General features: G+C 34.2%; 17 protein-coding genes. 10 read left to right on the top strand and 7 right to left on the bottom strand.

The window, feature by feature from the left end; genetic code table 11:
• Nucleotides 1-81 precede the first annotated feature (81 nt).
• The 3 genes from FEZ18_RS10525 (at nt 82) to lpxD (ending at nt 3,089) form a co-directional block, all read left to right on the top strand.
• A complete protein-coding gene (locus FEZ18_RS10525; protein ID WP_153268275.1) occupies nt 82-645 on the top strand; it encodes a superoxide dismutase family protein in 564 nt (187 codons plus the stop codon).
• A gap of 63 nt (nt 646-708) precedes the next feature.
• The gene (locus FEZ18_RS10520) at nt 709-1,881 is read left to right on the top strand and encodes an LETM1-related biofilm-associated protein (RefSeq protein ID WP_153268274.1); all 1,173 of its coding nucleotides are present in this window, start codon (nt 709-711) and stop codon (nt 1,879-1,881) included.
• Between the two features lie 212 nt (nt 1,882-2,093).
• Nucleotides 2,094-3,089 (top strand): UDP-3-O-(3-hydroxymyristoyl)glucosamine N-acyltransferase, encoded by a 996-nt coding sequence (lpxD, locus tag FEZ18_RS10515; protein WP_153268273.1) that lies wholly within the window; start codon nt 2,094-2,096, stop codon nt 3,087-3,089.
• 162 nt (nt 3,090-3,251) lie between these two features.
• On the opposite strand, the gene FEZ18_RS10510 is transcribed toward lpxD, so the two are convergent.
• Both FEZ18_RS10510 and FEZ18_RS10505 read right to left on the bottom strand, forming a co-directional pair.
• The gene (locus FEZ18_RS10510) at nt 3,252-3,680 is read right to left on the bottom strand and encodes a DUF2141 domain-containing protein (RefSeq protein ID WP_153268272.1); all 429 of its coding nucleotides are present in this window, start codon (nt 3,678-3,680) and stop codon (nt 3,252-3,254) included.
• A 274-nt stretch (nt 3,681-3,954) separates the two neighbouring features.
• Nucleotides 3,955-4,680, bottom strand: coding sequence for an energy transducer TonB (locus FEZ18_RS10505; protein WP_153268271.1), 726 nt, complete (start codon nt 4,678-4,680; stop codon nt 3,955-3,957).
• Nucleotides 4,681-5,359: 679 nt separating this feature from the next.
• Here FEZ18_RS10505 and FEZ18_RS10500 point away from each other — a divergent pair.
• Together FEZ18_RS10500 and FEZ18_RS10495 are read left to right on the top strand one after the other, a co-directional pair.
• Nucleotides 5,360-5,854 carry an RNA polymerase sigma factor gene (locus FEZ18_RS10500; protein ID WP_153268270.1) on the top strand — a complete coding sequence of 165 codons (495 nt, stop codon included), beginning with the start codon at nt 5,360-5,362 and terminating at the stop codon, nt 5,852-5,854.
• Nucleotides 5,855-5,858: 4 nt separating this feature from the next.
• On the top strand, nt 5,859-6,494 hold the full coding sequence (locus FEZ18_RS10495; protein WP_153268269.1) for a hypothetical protein: 636 nt from the start codon (nt 5,859-5,861) through the stop codon (nt 6,492-6,494).
• A gap of 229 nt (nt 6,495-6,723) precedes the next feature.
• Here the strand turns inward: FEZ18_RS10495 and FEZ18_RS10490 are convergent, their stop codons facing one another.
• The 3 genes from FEZ18_RS10490 to FEZ18_RS10480 all read right to left on the bottom strand — a co-directional run bounded on the left by FEZ18_RS10490 (nt 6,724) and on the right by FEZ18_RS10480 (nt 10,240).
• Nucleotides 6,724-7,035 (bottom strand): HPF/RaiA family ribosome-associated protein, encoded by a 312-nt coding sequence (locus FEZ18_RS10490; protein WP_153268268.1) that lies wholly within the window; start codon nt 7,033-7,035, stop codon nt 6,724-6,726.
• A gap of 178 nt (nt 7,036-7,213) precedes the next feature.
• Nucleotides 7,214-9,373 carry a M3 family metallopeptidase gene (locus FEZ18_RS10485; protein ID WP_153268267.1) on the bottom strand — a complete coding sequence of 720 codons (2,160 nt, stop codon included), beginning with the start codon at nt 9,371-9,373 and terminating at the stop codon, nt 7,214-7,216.
• 159 nt (nt 9,374-9,532) lie between these two features.
• Nucleotides 9,533-10,240 (bottom strand): peptidylprolyl isomerase, encoded by a 708-nt coding sequence (locus FEZ18_RS10480; protein WP_153268266.1) that lies wholly within the window; start codon nt 10,238-10,240, stop codon nt 9,533-9,535.
• Between the two features lie 5 nt (nt 10,241-10,245).
• Between FEZ18_RS10480 and FEZ18_RS10475 the strand changes: the two genes are divergently transcribed.
• The 5 genes from FEZ18_RS10475 (at nt 10,246) to FEZ18_RS10455 (ending at nt 15,932) form a co-directional block, all read left to right on the top strand.
• On the top strand, nt 10,246-10,887 hold the full coding sequence (locus tag FEZ18_RS10475) for an NUDIX hydrolase (RefSeq protein WP_153268265.1): 642 nt from the start codon (nt 10,246-10,248) through the stop codon (nt 10,885-10,887).
• A gap of 62 nt (nt 10,888-10,949) precedes the next feature.
• Nucleotides 10,950-11,756, top strand: coding sequence for a lysophospholipid acyltransferase family protein (locus tag FEZ18_RS10470; RefSeq protein ID WP_153268264.1), 807 nt, complete (start codon nt 10,950-10,952; stop codon nt 11,754-11,756).
• 257 nt (nt 11,757-12,013) lie between these two features.
• Complete coding sequence (locus FEZ18_RS10465; protein WP_153268263.1) at nt 12,014-12,562, top strand: hypothetical protein; 549 nt, start codon at nt 12,014-12,016, stop codon at nt 12,560-12,562.
• A 382-nt stretch (nt 12,563-12,944) separates the two neighbouring features.
• Nucleotides 12,945-15,236 carry a type IA DNA topoisomerase gene (locus FEZ18_RS10460; RefSeq protein WP_153268262.1) on the top strand — a complete coding sequence of 764 codons (2,292 nt, stop codon included), beginning with the start codon at nt 12,945-12,947 and terminating at the stop codon, nt 15,234-15,236.
• Nucleotides 15,237-15,359: 123 nt separating this feature from the next.
• Nucleotides 15,360-15,932 (top strand): pseudouridine synthase, encoded by a 573-nt coding sequence (locus FEZ18_RS10455; protein WP_153268261.1) that lies wholly within the window; start codon nt 15,360-15,362, stop codon nt 15,930-15,932.
• A gap of 169 nt (nt 15,933-16,101) precedes the next feature.
• Here FEZ18_RS10455 and FEZ18_RS10450 read toward each other — a convergent pair whose 3' ends face one another.
• Both FEZ18_RS10450 and FEZ18_RS10445 read right to left on the bottom strand, forming a co-directional pair.
• Nucleotides 16,102-16,704, bottom strand: coding sequence for a trimeric intracellular cation channel family protein (locus tag FEZ18_RS10450; RefSeq protein WP_153268260.1), 603 nt, complete (start codon nt 16,702-16,704; stop codon nt 16,102-16,104).
• A 108-nt stretch (nt 16,705-16,812) separates the two neighbouring features.
• Nucleotides 16,813-17,532, bottom strand: a complete 720-nt coding sequence (locus FEZ18_RS10445; protein WP_153268259.1) for an RDD family protein — start codon at nt 17,530-17,532, stop codon at nt 16,813-16,815.
• Between the last annotated feature and the right edge of the window lie 158 nt (nt 17,533-17,690).

Here is a 17,690-nt window from a genome sequence, read left to right as displayed (position 1 = left end):
ATATGATTCGTGCGAATTATAAAATTTGTAATTAGCTGATTATTAACTTAACTTTCGAAAGAAATCAAAATCTTGTAGAAGATGAAAACCTTAAACTTTCTAATTTTAGCTTTAACATTAAGCGCACTAGCGTGTAAAAACGATAAAAAAAGCGCTGAAATCTCAACAAATGCTCCATCAGAGATACCCAAAACACTCAAAATCACGTTAAATGCAAAAAGCAATACCGAGGTTTCTGGTAATGCCGTGTTTTCAGAGGAAGATGGTATAGTAACCTTAACTGCCGTTGTTAGTGGTTTAAATCCAGGTGGCACTCACGCCATACATCTTCATGAAAAAGCCGATTGCTCATCAGATGATGGCACCTCGGCAGGTGGTCACTGGAATCCAACAGCAGAACCACATGGCAAATGGGGCGACAAAGCAGGATACCACAAAGGTGATATTGGTAATTTTATAGCTGATGAAAACGGAAATGGCAGCATTACTTTTGCAACCAACCAATGGTGCATTGGATGCGAAGACGACAACAAAAATATAATTGGCAAATCGGTAATTGTGCACGCTGGAGAAGATGATTTTACATCGCAACCAACAGGAGCTGCCGGTGCTCGAGTTAGCTGCGCTGGTATTATTGAATACTAAAAAGCAAAAGAAGTTAAGTTGTTTTAGTTATGAACTTTTGTTAAAATAAACTACTAAAAATTCATGAATCCCTCAGCACAAGGTTGGATAAAAAAACTACTTCAAGAAGTTGCTAAAAACGATTTTTTTTTAAAAGAAAAAGAAGTCTTGTTTTATAGTGATTTACGCGCTTGCGGCTTTATTTACGGCAGTAATTTAAGCGTAGTAAAGAGGGTCATAATAAATCAAGACCTAACCGAACAAGAGTTGTGTAAAACCAATTTATGCCTTGCACTTTTATACACCCACAACAACTCAAACTCAAAACTAGATTTTATAGATAGTGTTGTAAGTTTTTACGGAAAAATAAATCACCTCAAAACCTCTTTTTTTCAAGAGTTTTTAAGCGGAAGCTCGTCAAGCGAACAACTTGAAAAGATTATTCACAAACGCATTCAAATAGATGATAATATCTTTACAAAAAATTTTAATTATTTTATTGTAAACGCCTTACTATTTGTAGATATTTTAGCCTATCAGCACTTTTTAAAACACAATGACATCTCAAAGACGTATGTAAAAAATTTGGAGGCAGCCATAGAATATATTTCGTTAGACACTTTAAAATCTAAGGCCAAAATAAATCAATATGATGAAAGTTTAATAAAACTTTTTGAGTCGTCGTTAAGACATCAAAGCTATGCGCAAATTAGTTATACCGACGCCATAAGTTATCTAAATACACCCCAAGAAAAACAGTACCTTTTAGATTTGGCATGTATGGCTACTTGGAGCGACCGCACTATCGATAAAGAAGAACAATTGTTTCTTGCTAAACTGGGTAAAGACTTAAAACTAGATGCCCATAGAGTTAAGCAATCTATTAGTTCTGTAAATTCGTTTTATACCCTGCATAGAGATAATATCGCTCTACTAAGTTCTAAAAATATTGTAAAAAGTTTTTATAATAACTCAAGTATAATGGTATCTAAACTTATTACTAGAAATAGTAAACGTTTATACCACGAATTAAAAGATAGCAAAGAACTCGTCGTCTTATTATCTCAATCTACGATTAGAGATTTGAGTAAAGCAGAACAAAAAAAAGTACAAGAACAATTAATCGATATTTTTAAATCCATACCAAGTCTAGCTATATTTTTACTTCCAGGTGGCGCTATTTTACTACCGTTAGTCGTAAAGTTTATGCCTAAATTATTACCCTCTGCTTTTGATGACAATAGAATAGAAGACTAATTTGTGCTGTTTTCATTTTATTTCAATTAGATTTACAACAACCTAATACTTAATTATATATAATATCGCATTTAAATCGTTTTATTATTTAGTCTTTAACTGCCATTTTACGGTCACAGGAGTCTTACTAATAATTTTTATTTTTTCTAAAATAATTTAATTTTTTTACGGCTTTATATTCACTAATTGGTATGATTAACAAAAATAAACAAATGGTAACTTACACGATTAGCGACATTAACAACATTTTAAAAGGCGAATTAATTGGCCATACAAATAAACCAATCGAAGGCCCCGAGCAATTACAAAATGCATCCAGCAATCATATTACATTTATTGGCAGCAATAAATATGTAAAATATTGGGCAGCCTCAAAAGCTTGTGCAGCTATTATAGATAATAATTTAACGGTTGAACCCGGTGAAAATCGAGCACTAATAAAAGTGAAAAACGCAGATTTAGCCATGGCCAAAGTATTAGAATTATTTAATCCACCAACTCCAGATTTTGAAGCCGAGATTCATCCTACTTCAGTTATTCATCACACCGCTAAAATTGGTAACGGCTCTAAGATTGGCGCGAATTGCTATGTTGGTAAAGATGTTATTTTAGGAAACGGTGTTGTTTTATACCCCAATGTTTGTGTATTTGATGAGACTATTATTGGTGATAAGACCACCTTATGGTCTGGCACTGTAATTCGAGAACGCTCTATTATTGGCAGTCATTGTGTTTTTCATACCAATGTAAGTATTGGAGCCGACGGCTTTGGATACCGACCAAGTGACGATGGCCAAGGTCTGGTTAAAATACCACAAATAGGCAATGTTGTTATTGGTCATTACGTAGAAATTGGTGCAAACTCGTGTGTAGATAGAGCAAAGTATGGCTCTACCATAATTGGAGATGGTTGTAAAATTGATAATCTGGTACAAATAGCACATAATAGCGTTATGGGGCGTTTTTGTGTTATGGCAGGACATAGCGGGCTCGCTGGTTCTGTAACTTTAGGCGATGGTGTGATTATTGGCGGGAGCGCCTCTATTAAAGACCATACCACCATAGAATCTGGTGCAACAGTTGGAGCTGGATCTGGGGTTATGAACAATGTAAAAGCAGGACAAACCGTTTTGGGTTACCCTGCACAAGACGCCAGAGATATGTTGAAGCAATGGGTTGCAGTTAGGCGTTTTATTAAGAACCAATAATTTGTGTTTTTAGGAAAAAGACTGCTCTCCTTATTTTGAAGTATCACGAATTAAAAACACTGTAATAATCTAAGGCATAAATTATGATACAAATTATCAAAAAATCGATGTATTGTGATCTCCTAAAAATTACATTTACTACAGCTTTAATATTTATTGGTTTTATAGGCTAATGTTTTGTGTGATGGTTTCGTTATTAATTTCAAATTTAGCATCCTCCCATTTCGGGGGTCCCATAACACCCTTGGCATTGTTCGAGCAGCCGTAATCTTCTTTAGGAACTCCAAGAAAATTAGTATCTATTTTACCGTTCTCATTCTCGTCATGAAACATAGAAACCGCATACGTACCATTTGGAATATCACTAAAAACAACTGTACAACTATTATTTTCAATTTTAACCTGAAACGATTTAAAACGGGTTTTTAAAAAGTTCTCTTTTTTATTATACAGCCCAATAAGAGCCTGACCTTTATTACTTTTAAAGTTTGAAATATTTACAATAATTTCGTTTTCTGGGCTTTCAGCTTGCGAAAAAGTATCGGTTATATGAATAAAAAACAAACTTAGTATGAGAGTTAGTCTTTTCATGATTACTATTTTTTTATTAGAAAACAAATATCGTGCAGAACGTATTAATATGACATTAAAATCTACTATTTAATTTGTTTTTTTTAGAGGCCACAAGTTAAAAATGTATTTTACTTGAACTTACATGTTACAAATCGCATATCTTTTTTAATTAGAATACAGAATCTAGACTACTGTTTTACGAGGTGCGAAATCTGACAATTCAGACCGAAACTAGTTAATTAGACACTAGCCATATACTAAGAATTAAAGAAAATAATATTAGTTTAAAAGCTTACTCAAGCTTGAAAAATATAGGGATGGCGTAACTTACTTTTACGGCTTTGCCGCGTTGTTTTCCCGGTGTCATTTGAGGCAGCAAACTAATAATACGTTCGGCTTCTTTTTCAAGGCTTTTATCTGGTCCTCTTGATCTTATTCGAGTTGTATAGCCATCTGCGTCGATAACAAATAACACAGAGACACGACCTTGAATTCCTAAATCTACTGCCACTTCTGGGTATTTAAAATTTTTAACCACATGAGCTTGTACTTTTTTCTGAAAACAGTCTTTCATTTCAGCTCTGCTCAAACCCTCACACCCAGGATAAATGGGCACATCTTCAATAGCAGCAAACGGTACCTCGACCTCTTCTTCGACTTCTTCTACAGCGACATCGCTAACCTCAACAATGCGCTCTTCTAGCGCTTCACTTTGGTTGGCTTCTGTACTTTCAATTATAGTTTCTTCTATCTCTTCAATATCTTCAACAATAGTAATTGTTTCTTGTACTACTGTTGGTGGCGGAGCAGGCGGTGGTGGTGGCGTAATGCTTAAAAGTGGGATTTCTTCTTCAAGCTCTTCTTCAACTTCCAATACTTCAACAGCGAAAATATCCTTATCAAAAGTTTTAAATTCTAGAGCTTGCCAAGTTAAAAACAACATAATATTTAAACCTATCGCAAAATATAAACTACTATTGCGTCCTATTTCTAATTCGGGATTTTTCTTTGGTTTCATGACTTGAAGTATTTAAACTGGACTTTAAATTACTAATAACTCAAACAAAATAAAATGATATATATCATGTCTAATCCATCTGGCTATCACACCAGCTAAACACCTTATAAACAGAGTGCTGAATAAATAATCTCCTTCTTAAAAACACGTTTAAAACACTAAATTATTGGCGATTTCGACAACATAAATCCTGTAAATATTTGTGCTTATGGTTATCTTTTAAGCAAAAAAATGAGATGTTTTAATCCTGCATAATTTCGACATGTCCAGTATGGAGACTAATTTATACCAAATTAGCCATGTCATGCCGCATATAATTTGTTTACTCACACTTTTCTATTTTAGGTGTTCGTGATGTGCTTCGCAGTTCTTTTTCGCTCATATTTCGGTATAAAATAAAACCATAACTCAGGCTATGCTTTAATTTTAGCTCACGCCCATATTATAGTAAAATAAAGAGTTCATGAATCTTCGATTTCTATCTCATCTGAACAAAAAATAATTCAAATTAATAATACGACATTTCAAAACTAAATTGGTATTAATAGCTCATGCTGCGCAAGTATTAATAATAAAATCATCTATTTTTGTGATGCCTCCAACGAGAATAAAATATTGTTTTAAATTCCTGTAACAATTTTAATTTGTGTGATACTAACCTTGTAACTAAACTGTAAAATTGAATAACGCCCTTAAACATAGTTTTGTAGAGTTGTTGGAAAAGCATCAGAACATTGTACACAAAGTTTGTAGGTTGTACACCAACAATTACGATGCTCACAACGATTTATTTCAAGAGATAACTATACAGCTATGGAAGGCCTATCCTAAATTTCGTGGCGATGCAAAGTTTAGCACGTGGATGTATCGTGTGGCTTTAAATACAGCCATTACCCTTTATAGAAAATCTAAACGACGTATAAACACTCAAGATTTTGGAGATGTTGAATTTAAAATAAAACAAGAGGATTATGACGATACCGAAGAGCAGCAATTAAAGGCGCTCTACCAAGCCATATATCAGTTAAATGATATAGAAAAAGCATTGGTTTTATTGTACTTAGAAGATAAAAATTACAAGGAAATTAGTGATACTCTAGGCATAAGTGAAGTAAATGCACGCGTAAAAATGAATAGAACTAAAGCCAAGCTTAAAACCCTACTAAATCCGTAATACCATGGATAACTTAGATTTATTAAAAAAAGATTGGAATAAATCACAGCCTGGAGATAAACAATTTTCGGCTAAAGATATTTATGCTATGCTGCATAAAAAATCGTCTTCTATAGTAAAGACTTTATTTTATATCAGTATTGCAGAACTTGTGTTTTGGATTGTTCTAAACAACCTTCCATTTTTTGCTTATGATGAAAATATAGATTCTTTTAGCGAGCAAGCTTACTTAGTATTAGAAATTTTTAGTTATGCGGTTATTTTGCTTTTTATATATCTACTTTTTAAAACCTACAGAGCCATATCTGTAACCGATAATGTGAAAACACTGATGCAGAACATCTTAAAAACACGAAAAATTATTAAATACTACGTTATTTACAATCTGGCTTTGGTTTTTATTGTCACCATAGCTCAAATAATACATACTATAAACAACGATCCTTCAAAAATATTGTTTGATAACGTGCAAACCACAGGTGCTGGTAAGGAAACTATGATATTAGTATTTGTATTTTTTATGATTCTGCTTTTATTCATCCTTTTGGCCGTTATAAAATTGTTTTACAAACTTATTTATGGATTGCTTTTAAAGCGTCTAAACGCCAATTACAAAGCGCTTAAAAAAATAGAGTCGTAATTTAAAATATCTCTTTTAAAGCATATTTAAAAAGTATCATCTCCTTTAAATTACGCGTCCACTACATTTGTTAATCTAATTCCGACTAATATTATCTCCTTAAATGATTTATAAAAAAAGATGTTCTATAAGAACTGGATTAACTTCTTATAGAACATCTTTTAATTGATTGGAAATGAAATAGTCTCGACGACTTGTTTGGAGTAAAATACAGCATTAAACCAAATTATTACCGATATGCTTTTGCAAGTTGGCGACGAAGTTTTTCTTCTACATTACTAAGGAGTTCCATCCAATTGTCTCCAGAATCGGATGCATAAGCATCTCTACCAGGGATACCAAATCTCATACCTACCTCTTTAGCTTTTGTCGATTTTGCCTTGCTATCTCTAAAGTAAACATCTACAAAATTTACATCAGAAATATTTCTTTTTAGTCTACTAATAATCTCTCTAACTTCTTGTTGCACGGTTTCACTTATGGTAATATCGACTGCTTGAACATCTATCTTTATCCCTTCAAAATTCTCTGTATAGTTCATAATTCTTAGGTTTTATATTATATTCAAATATAGCATCTGTTTTAGACCTACGCACTGATAAATATCAGCTTTACCCCTAAAACCAAAACTAATTTAAGGACCAAATTGTTAGCTTGTAAAACAACAAAAGCCATACAAAATCGTATGGCTTTTATCGCTTTGTGTAAAATAATAGTTTCTAGTTGTTTGTAGCTAGAAATCCTCTATCTCTAAGTAAAGCTTCAATTTTAGCATCGCGTCCTCTAAATTTTCTAAAGGCATCTGCAGGATCCATAGCATTTCTAGGTGCGAACAAATACTTCACTAATTTATCTGCTAGTTCTTTGTCATAAAAACCGCCTGGTGCCTCTCTAAAGGCTTCAGAGGCATCGCTTGTTAAAACATCGGCCCACATATATCCGTAATAGGCTGTTGCATACCCTTCTCCAGCAAAAACATGACCAAAATGCGGTGTTCTGTGTCGCATTGGTAGTTCTTCAGGCATCTTTAATTGCGCCAAAGTTTCGCGTTCGAATGTACCAACATCAATATTTGTTGGATCTGCTAGGTGTAATTTCATATCCATTATCGCAGATGCCAAATATTCTGTAGTGGCAAATCCTTGATTAAAGGTAGCGGCTTTCTTAATTTTAGCCACTAAATCTGCAGGCATTGGCTCCCCTGTTTCATGATGAACTAAAAATTTATTAATCACCTCGTCTGTAGACAACCAACGCTCTAACAATTGACTTTGAAACTCGGTATAGTCGCGAACCCCTCCATTTAAAGTTGGGTATTTAACATTTGATGAATAAAAGTGTAAAGCGTGACCAAATTCGTGGAAAAACGTAGTGGCATCGTCCCAAGATACTAAAACAGGTTCTCCTGGTGCCGCTTTTACAAAGTTAGAATTGTTTGATGCCAAGACATTTGTTTTACCATCAAAAGTTGTATGACTTCTATAAGTGGTTGCCCAAGCTCCAGAACGTTTTCCTTCGCGTGCAAACGGATCTAGGTACCACAGTCCAACATGTGCTCCAGAATCTTTATCGGTTACTTCCCAAACCTTCACATCTGGATGGAATACTGGTACACTACCTTCTTTTACTGGGGTGAATTTATAATTAAAAATACGATCGGCAGTATAAAACAAAGCATCGGTTAATTTATCTAATTGCAAGTATTGTTTAACCTCCTCACTATCTAAATCGTATTTCGCTTGACGAACTTTTTCGGCATAATACCTATAATCCCAAGGCTTAATGCTGAGATCATCACCCAATTCACTAGCTAAAGCTTGCATGTCTGCAACTTCCTCTTTTACACGAGCAATAGCTGCTGGCCAAACAGCATCCATTAAAGCCATAGCGTTTTCTGGATTTTTAGCCATGCGGTCTTGTAATCGCCATTCTGCATAATTATTGTAACCTAACAAGCCCACACGTTCTTTACGAAGTTTTAATATTTCGGCTATAATATCTTTATTATCATACTCGTCGTTATTATCGCCACGAGAATAGTAGTTTCTCCAAACTTGTTCACGTAATTCACGCTCTGTAGAATAGGTTAAAAACGGATCCATGGAAGAACGCGTATTGGTAATGGCATATTTACCTTCTTGACCTTTATCACTAGCAATTTTTGCGGCCGATTTGATAAAACCATCACTTAAACCACCTAATTGATCTTTGGTTAAATAAGTTACATAGTTTTCTTCGTCGTGTAATACGTTGTTAGAAAAATCGTTATAAAGACTAGATAGTTCTTTGTTTATTTCGGCATAACGTTTCTTTTTTTCAGCGTCAAGATTTGCACCATTCATCTCAAAACGTTTGTAAACCAAATCTACCACACGCTGTTGGTCTGCTTCTAAAGGTGTATCTTTTGAAGCTTGATAAACTGTTTTGATACGCTCAAATAATTTTTCGTTTTGAGAAATTTTCGAACTGTATTCAGAAAGTTTGGGAGCCAGTTCACCACGCACTTTTCGAAATTCTGGAGAACTCATATTACTGCTTAAAATACCGTAGTAGGTTAGCACGCGATCGAGTTCTTTTCCAGAACGTTCCATTTCTACAATGGTATTCTCGAAAGTAGGTGCTTCTGCATTGTTTGCAATCGCATCGATATCTTCCAAGCTTAAAGCCATACCAATTTCTACGGCTTCTTTAATGTCGTTAACATTCATTTTATCGAATGCTGGAACACCATCGTAAGGTCCTGTCCATTCTTGAAGCAATACATTATTGTTACTTGCTAAAAGATCGTTTTCCGAATCCTTTTTTGCCTCGTCTTTACAGCTAATTACAGATAAAATCATGCAAATTGCCAAAGGCTTAATTAATTTTTGTGTTTTCATTTTAGGGTTAGATTTTAAGATGCGAAAGTTATCAAATTAAAAAGATCAATTTTGTAATTTTATGTTAAAAGCCTATGTTTTTGCTATTAAAACGCCAATAGGTTTAACAGAAAAATGAATTTTGAAAACAAAAGTAGTTTATTAGGTTGCCAAAAATTCTTATTCGTCAATTATCTCGGCATTGCGAATATAAACATTGCGAAGCGGCCAGTCGGCCTCATCGGTCTCTACTGCAGCGATTTTATCAACCACATCCATACCTCTTATCACTTTACCAAAAATGGTGTAATCGCCATTTAAAAAATGAGCGCCACCACGTTGTTGCACAATAAAAAACTCATAGGGCGAGGCTAATTTATGAGGGTTATCAATATCACTGCTAGGCATTGAAACGACACCTCTATCATGCTTAAACCCACGTTTTGTATCGTTTGGCAACAAATACTTCCCGATATCAAAACGTTTTTTTCCTGTTTTCTTATCGTCACTATTACCACCTTGAATGATAAAATTATCAATCGCACGATAAAACTGAGTATCTTTAAAATACCCCTGCTTTGTTAAGAAAATAAAATTGGCTCTGTGAAATTTAGTTTCTTCAAATAGTAAAATATCAATAGCGCCAAAATCAGTTGTCAGACGTACTTTATTCTCCTTATGCTGCTTGTCGTATTCCTCAAAAAAAAACATCGCATTTTTAGAGTTTAACTTTGGGTATCTTCTCTTGTTTTCGTTTGAAATAATAGGTTTTTTTTCTTTTTTAACAGAAGTTGTTTCAGTGGTATCTGTAATGATTTTCTTTTTAGATTGTTTATCTTCACAGTTCAGAAAAAGCATTACAAACAAAAAAATAAATATAAAGCGCATTTAGAATGAATTTTGATGATTTTTTGAAATCCATTTCAAAAATAGAAAATATACAGCTTCCAGCCGAAGCTTCTCAATTTAAAATGGTGCCCCCGTTTCGTCAGGAGTTGCTACAACAACAAAAAAAGGCCACCAAAAACGCCAAAAAAGCAGGTGTTTTGGCATTATTTTATCCAAATGCAAACAAGGATACTACTTTAGTTTTAATTTTAAGAAAAACTTATAAAGGCGTGCATTCGGCACAAATTGGATTTCCTGGTGGCCGATTAGAAAACACAGACAAATCCTTGCAAGATGCCGCAGTTAGAGAAACATTTGAAGAAATTGGTGTCCCTAGACAACATATAAAAGTGGTAAAACAATTGTCGGAAATTTATATTCCACCTAGCAATTTTTACGTGCAACCTTTTATGGGAGTATCACAAACCACACCAATATTTATAAAAGAAGAGAAAGAGGTCGAAGCAATTATAGAAGTCGATTTACAACATTTTCTAGACGACAAAAGCATTATAACTAAAACAGTATCAGCATCATACAGCAAAAACGTAGAGGTTCCTGCTTTTCATTTAAGCAATCATGTAGTTTGGGGTGCTACTGCTATGATGCTTAGTGAAATTAAAGACATGTTAAAACAACTGCTCTAGTTTATAAGATTTACTACATTTGCTCACTTATACTAACCAATTTTTTTTTTGACGTGTGATTTATGGGATTATTTAAACAAAATCCATTCGGACATATACTTTTTGTAAAAAAATGGCTTATAAGACTATTCGGACTTATAACCCATAGACGCTTTCGCGGATTTAATGAACTGCAAATTGAAGGTTCAGAAATTATTAGAAACCTACCGGATAAAAACGTATTATTCATTTCAAACCACCAAACTTATTTTGCCGATGTGGTTGCCATGTTTCATGTATTTAATGCCAGTTTAAGTGGTCGTGAAGACTCCATAAAAAACGTAGGTTATATATGGAACCCTAAACTTAATATTTATTATGTGGCTGCCAAAGAGACCATGAAAGCAGGTCTTTTACCTAAAATATTAGCTTATGTTGGTTCTATTAGTATCGAGCGCACTTGGAGGGCCGAGGGCAAAGAGGTTAATAGACAGGTTAAAATGAGTGATATTTCTAATATTGGTAAGGCTCTAGATGATGGCTGGGTCATTACCTTCCCACAAGGTACAACCACGCCTTTTAAACCCATTCGTAAAGGTACAGCCCACATAATAAAACGTTACAAACCTGTTGTTGTACCTATTGTTATTGATGGATTTCGCCGTTCGTTCGATAAAAAAGGACTGCGCGTTAAAAAGAAAAACATTCTTCAAACCTTTGAGATTAAAGAGCCTTTAGATATTGATTACGACAATGAAACCACAGACGATATAGTAAAAAGAATAGAATACGCCATCGAGCAGCACCCCTCATTTTTAAAAGTAATCCCGCAAAAAGAACTAGAAGCCCAAGAAGCATTGAATAGAAAACGAAAATGGAAAAAAGAATAGAATTTAAACACCCACTAAGCGGGTATTTAAATGTTACGAAAGCCTTAGATACATATCCGGTTTAGCCAAAAAATTAAAAAATCTTCGATACCTGCCGGCAGGTCGGCGTAATCTGCAGGAAATAAATAGCAGCACAATAGTGAACTGTCCCGCTAAATAAAAATAGATATTTGTTTTTAGTAATGAAATAACAGTCACAATATATCTTACAAATTATGGGATTATAACACTTTACGGATAAGCACAAGCATTAAATTATGGAACAAATTAAAATATTATTTTTCGCTTTATGTACTTTTTTCGGTATTGAAGATGGCCGCATATACGCGGAAAAAACAACAATCACGGTATCGCCAAAAGAACAGTACATTAAAATAGTACAAAATGATTTGTTTAGCATAATACGAACCGAAAAAGATTCGCTATTTACAATACAGCAATGGAACTCCTTGACAAATCTAAAAGACCATAGATCGATTTGGGCAAAAGAATTAGATAATTTTAAAATAAAAAATCACAACTTAACAGCCCTAGAATCCCATTCTAAGCCCGTTTTACAACTCAGCTATTCGAACGAAAAAGATTTACGAGCCATGGGCATTTGGTATGACGCAGAAAAAAAGCAATTCTCAATAAATCATATCCCGCAAAATAACATTAAAACCGAACACGGCAAGTTAGAAGGGAATTATTGGGTTTTTAGTGCCGATAGTACATTCACCTTTTCTTTAGAGCCTTTCAAAGAAATACCAGAGCCCTATAAGAAATTTAAAAAACCACTTAAAGCTATTGTTCTTAAAAATTAAAGTTTTTAAGCCTTGAAAATTAAGTGACTAAGAGAGAAACTCAGGTAATTTGTTGCAAATAAATTAGCTTATTTTACAAAAAATGAGATGCTCTTTGGTGCGCTAAAACCAATAGTTTAAAACCGATTAGTTGCCAATTTTCATAAACTCCGTGAGTTCTTAAATAGGCTTACTTGTAATTCCCATAAACTCCTGTTTTTCAAATTAAAAATATAAGACATGGTGAGCCCGCCACACAAATTCTGTAACAAATAACACGCACAAACAACAAAGTGCCAACAATTACGCACAACGACATAATGATAGGTAAAAAAGACTTGATTTATACTTTAAAAACCATTTCAAAATTCCTATTTTGCAGCTTCCTTTTTAAAGAAAAGTAATGAAAGTTTGTATTGCCGAAAAACCCAGTGTTGCTAGAGAAATTGCCTCTGTTTTAGGAGCAAACACGAAGCGTGATGGTTATTACGAAGGCAATGGCTATGCGGTAACTTACACTTTTGGACATTTATGTACGCTTAAAGAACCCAACGATTACAAACCCCATTGGAAAAGCTGGGATTTGAACAATCTGCCCATGCTTCCCGAAAAATTTGAGACTAAAGTTGTTTCTAATTCTGGAATACAAAAGCAATTCAACATTGTAAAAGCTTTGTTTGATAAAGCTAGTGTGGTTATAAATTGTGGAGATGCGGGTCAAGAAGGCGAACTTATCCAGCGTTGGGTAATGAATGAAGCCAATTATAAAGGCGAAGTACAACGCTTGTGGATTTCCTCTTTAACCACCGAAGCTATTAAAGAGGGATTTGAAAATTTAAAGCCCGCTACAGATTACGATAATTTATACTATGCCGGCTTTTCTAGAGCCATTGGCGATTGGTTATTAGGTATGAACGCCACCCGTTTATATACAGTAAAACACGGTGGTTATAAGCAGGTGCTTTCGGTTGGTCGTGTACAAACACCAACGCTAGCCATGGTTGTAAACCGGTTTAAAGACATTGAGAATTTTAAACCTCAACCCTACTGGGAACTACAAACCCTTTATCGCGAAACCCTTTTTAGTTACGAAGATGGGCGTTTTTTTAAAAAAGAAGACGGTGAGGCTCTAGCCAATAAAGTAAAAGAAAGTGAATTTGAAATTCAATCTATTACCAAAAAGAAAGGTAAAGAATACGCGCCTAAACTTTTCGATTTAACGGGATTGCAAGTCTATTGCAATACCAAATTTGGGTTTTCGGCCGATGATACTTTAAAAATTGTTCAAAAACTATACGAACAAAAAGTAGTAACCTATCCTAGAGTGGATACTACGTTTTTACCAAACGATATTTATCCCAAGGTACCTGGAATACTTCAAAAACTAACAAATTATTCAAAACTAACACAACCGCTTTTAGGGAAAAAGATAAAAAAATCAACTCGGGTTTTTAACGACAAGAAAGTAACCGATCACCATGCCATTATTCCAACAGGCATTCAAATAAATTTACAGTACAACCAACAACAAGTTTACGATATAATAACCAAACGTTTTATAGCGGTGTTTTATGATGATTGCACGGTGTCTAACACCACAGTTTTAGGCAGTGCGGCTCAAGTAATTTTTAAAGCCACGGGAAAAGAGATTTTAGAAAAAGGTTGGCGCCTAGTGTTTGAAAACCCCAATGCTAAAGAAAAAGAATCGGGTATTTTACCAAGCTTTACAAAAGGTGAAAAAGGACCTCATGAACCCACATTTTTAGAAAAAGAGACCAAACCTCCTAAACAGTTTACAGAAGCTTCATTATTACGCGCCATGGAAACGGCAGGTAAACAAGTAGACGATGAAGAATTACGCGATTTAATGAAAGAGAATGGTATTGGACGCCCCTCCACACGTGCCAATATTATTGAAACACTTTTTAAAAGAAAATACATTAAACGCAACAAAAAGCAAGTGCTTCCAACGGTTACAGGCATTCAATTAATTGATACTATACAAAATGAATTATTGAAGTCGGCCGAATTAACAGGCTCATGGGAAAAGCAATTAAAAGACATTGAAAAAGGGACCTTTAGTGCTGGTGCTTTTATAAAAAACATGAAACGCATGGTAGATGCTTTGGTTTACGAGGTGCGTAGCGAAACCCAACGTGCCAATATTTCGCAAGAAGCTGTGATAAAAAACAGAACCGCTAAAGCAACTGTTAAAAAACAGGCTGGGATTACTGCCGAGGTTTGTCCGAAATGTAAAAATGGCCAGCTTTTAAAAGGAAAAACGGCCTATGGTTGTAGTGCTTATAAAGCGGGGTGCAATTTTGTGTTGCCTTTCACTTTTGCAAACAAAAAAATATCTGAAAAGCAAATCATTAGACTGCTTCACAAAGGCTGTACAGTTAACTTGAAGGGCTTTAAAACCGAGACTGGAATGGTTGAGGGTTTATTGCGATTTGATGATGAATTTAAGTTAAAATTAGAACCCAAACAAACTGTTAAAACCACAAAACAAGATGTCTTGCCTTGCCCAAAATGTAAAAAAGGCAGCGTTATTAAAGGAAAAACCGCTTACGGTTGCAGTGATTATAAAGCGGGATGCGATTTTAAAATGACTTTTGAGGCCGTTAGAGCAAAGATAAAGGATCAAAAACCAACCAAAGCATTAGTGCACCGTATTTTAAATGAAAGCGTTTAAATAAGCAACTGCCATTTCGAACAAAGTGAGAAATCCTATTTTATCAAATTTTAAGTTTATGGGAACTTAAAATCACAAATCCATCAACACCATGTTAAATGGTTTAAACAAAATAGCACAACAATGCACAGACATTTTGTAGTCTACAAACCCTATGGGTATTTAAGTCAATTTAAAAGTCACGACTCTAAACAGCAATCTAAAAAGTTTCTAGGAAGCCTTTACGGTTTTCCTGAAAATGCTATGGCTATTGGCCGTTTAGATGAAAAATCGGAAGGTTTATTGTTTATTACCACCAATGGAAAAACAAGTGATTTTGTAAACAGCCAAAAAGTAGAAAAAGAATATTATGCGCTTGTTGATGGGATGATTACAGAAGAAGCTATTGCCATTTTAAAACAAGGAGTAGAGATTGGATTTAATGGTAAAAAATATAAAACCAAACCCTGCAAAGCCCATAAGCTAAATGAAATTCCAAACTTACCCAATCGATCACAAAAAATTAGAGATGCTAGGCACGGCCCCACCTCTTGGGTTTCTATCACTTTAAATGAAGGTAAATTTAGACAAGTTAGAAAAATGACATCGGCCGTGGGTTTTCCAACCTTAAGATTGGTACGTGTAAGAATTGGTGATTATTTTATTGGTAGTATGCAAGTTGGTGATGTTATTGAAGTTGATGGGTTTTTGCGTTAAGGATTGAAATGGAAATCCTTTTTAAAAACCGATAAAAATAACCTGCACCCAAATCCAGAACCTTGGCAATTTACAAACCACCTCTTGTTTCGTATGATTCCTTTTTTAAAAAGATTGTATTGGAAAGCCTGACTTTTTGTTTTTCTCAAAAAGTAACGCCCAAATAACTCTAATCTTTATAAATATTTGGCAACGCAATTTTAAATTTTACTGCCAATAATCTTGCAGAAATTACAACCGAACCTGCAATTATAAAAATAATATCGTCTTGTATTGGAAATTCTCGAAGTACAAAAAAAACGGTGCCTCCTAGTATACAGGCCGTGGCGTAAATTTCTTTTCGGAATATAACAGGGATTTCGTTACATAAAATATCGCGCAAAATACCCCCAAAACATGCCGAGATAGTCCCTAAGGCTATGCAAATTAATGGGTCTAGTCCCGCGTTTAAACCTTTCTCAATACCTACCACAGTGTATAACCCAATGCCAATAGTGTCGAACAGAAAAAGTGAGGTTCTTAAATAATTAATTTTATTTCTAATAACAATAGCAAAAATTGAAGAACCAATAATTGTATAAGAAAAGACCATATTAGTCATCCATCCCACGGGTGTATTACCAATTAAAATGTCGCGAAGCGTACCACCACCAACTGCGGTAACAAAAGCGATGATTAAAATACCAAAAAAATCCATTTTTTTACTTAGCGCTACAAGTACACCAGAAATGGCAAAGGCGATGGTTCCTATAATATCTAGGGTTAGAAACATGTATTTTTAATTAATTAAGGGGGTTAATGTGATTAAATAATTTTTTTCCAGAAGTTAGTTCGATTGAAGAGACTCACGCACTTTAAAAGCATAGCATTTCTGCTCTACTCACATACTTTGGGTGTAATAGTTGTAATCTTTTAAAATAACGGCAATAAACTCGATATCTGTGTTTTGTTTTATGGTTTTAATGTCGGTCACTTCAACAATCTTTTTTCTTAATTTTATTAGGGTTTGATAATCTTTAGAAGCTCTAGCCGTGCGAAAAGTTTCTTTTATAATACGTGCATCGTTATCAGATAATTTTATAACATTGGCATAGCTTGGTTTATAGTTTTCTTTTAAATTCTCTAAAATGGTATGGCTTATTTTCACGTTGTCTTTTAATGTTATAACGGCAGTTCCCGCAACCATATCGCCCAAGCGTTGATGCTTTTTGCTAAATAATATTATAAAAAAACCTAAACCTAATACATAAATATCTACAATTCTAAAAAACCAACGTATTACATAATCTGCAAAAGAAGCTTGATAACCATCAATTTTAACGACTTTAATTTTTAGAATGCGTTTTCCTATGGTTTGACCTTCTAACATTGATTCTAAGGCTAAAGTATAAAACATAACAGGAAAACTCAATACGGTATTAATGGCAATTTGCGACCATTGATCCATATTATCAAACGCACCAAAAAATCTGTTTATTAATATTAAATAACCTACTTTTATAGCCCAATCAATTAAAAATGCCAACAAGCGCTCCCCCGCCCCTACGGCAGTAAATTTTATTTTGACATTTTGGGTCGTGTTAATTTGTAACTCTGACATTTTATATTTTAATTTATCAAAAATACGTGAATTTTTTCTTTTGAAAATTTATAAAGTCAAAAGAAAAATTGATATGGATTAACAAAGTTGACTACTGAAGTGAAACTGAATTTTGTCATTTTTTTGATACAAAATTTAGTTTTTTACAGAAGAAATAT

The organism is Oceanihabitans sp. IOP_32 (assembly GCF_009498295.1).
In the GTDB taxonomy this organism is placed as follows: Bacteria; Bacteroidota; Bacteroidia; order Flavobacteriales; family Flavobacteriaceae; genus Wocania; species Wocania indica.
The sequence above is the reverse complement of the archived record's forward strand: the minus strand, read 5'-3'. Positions and strand labels throughout refer to the sequence as shown.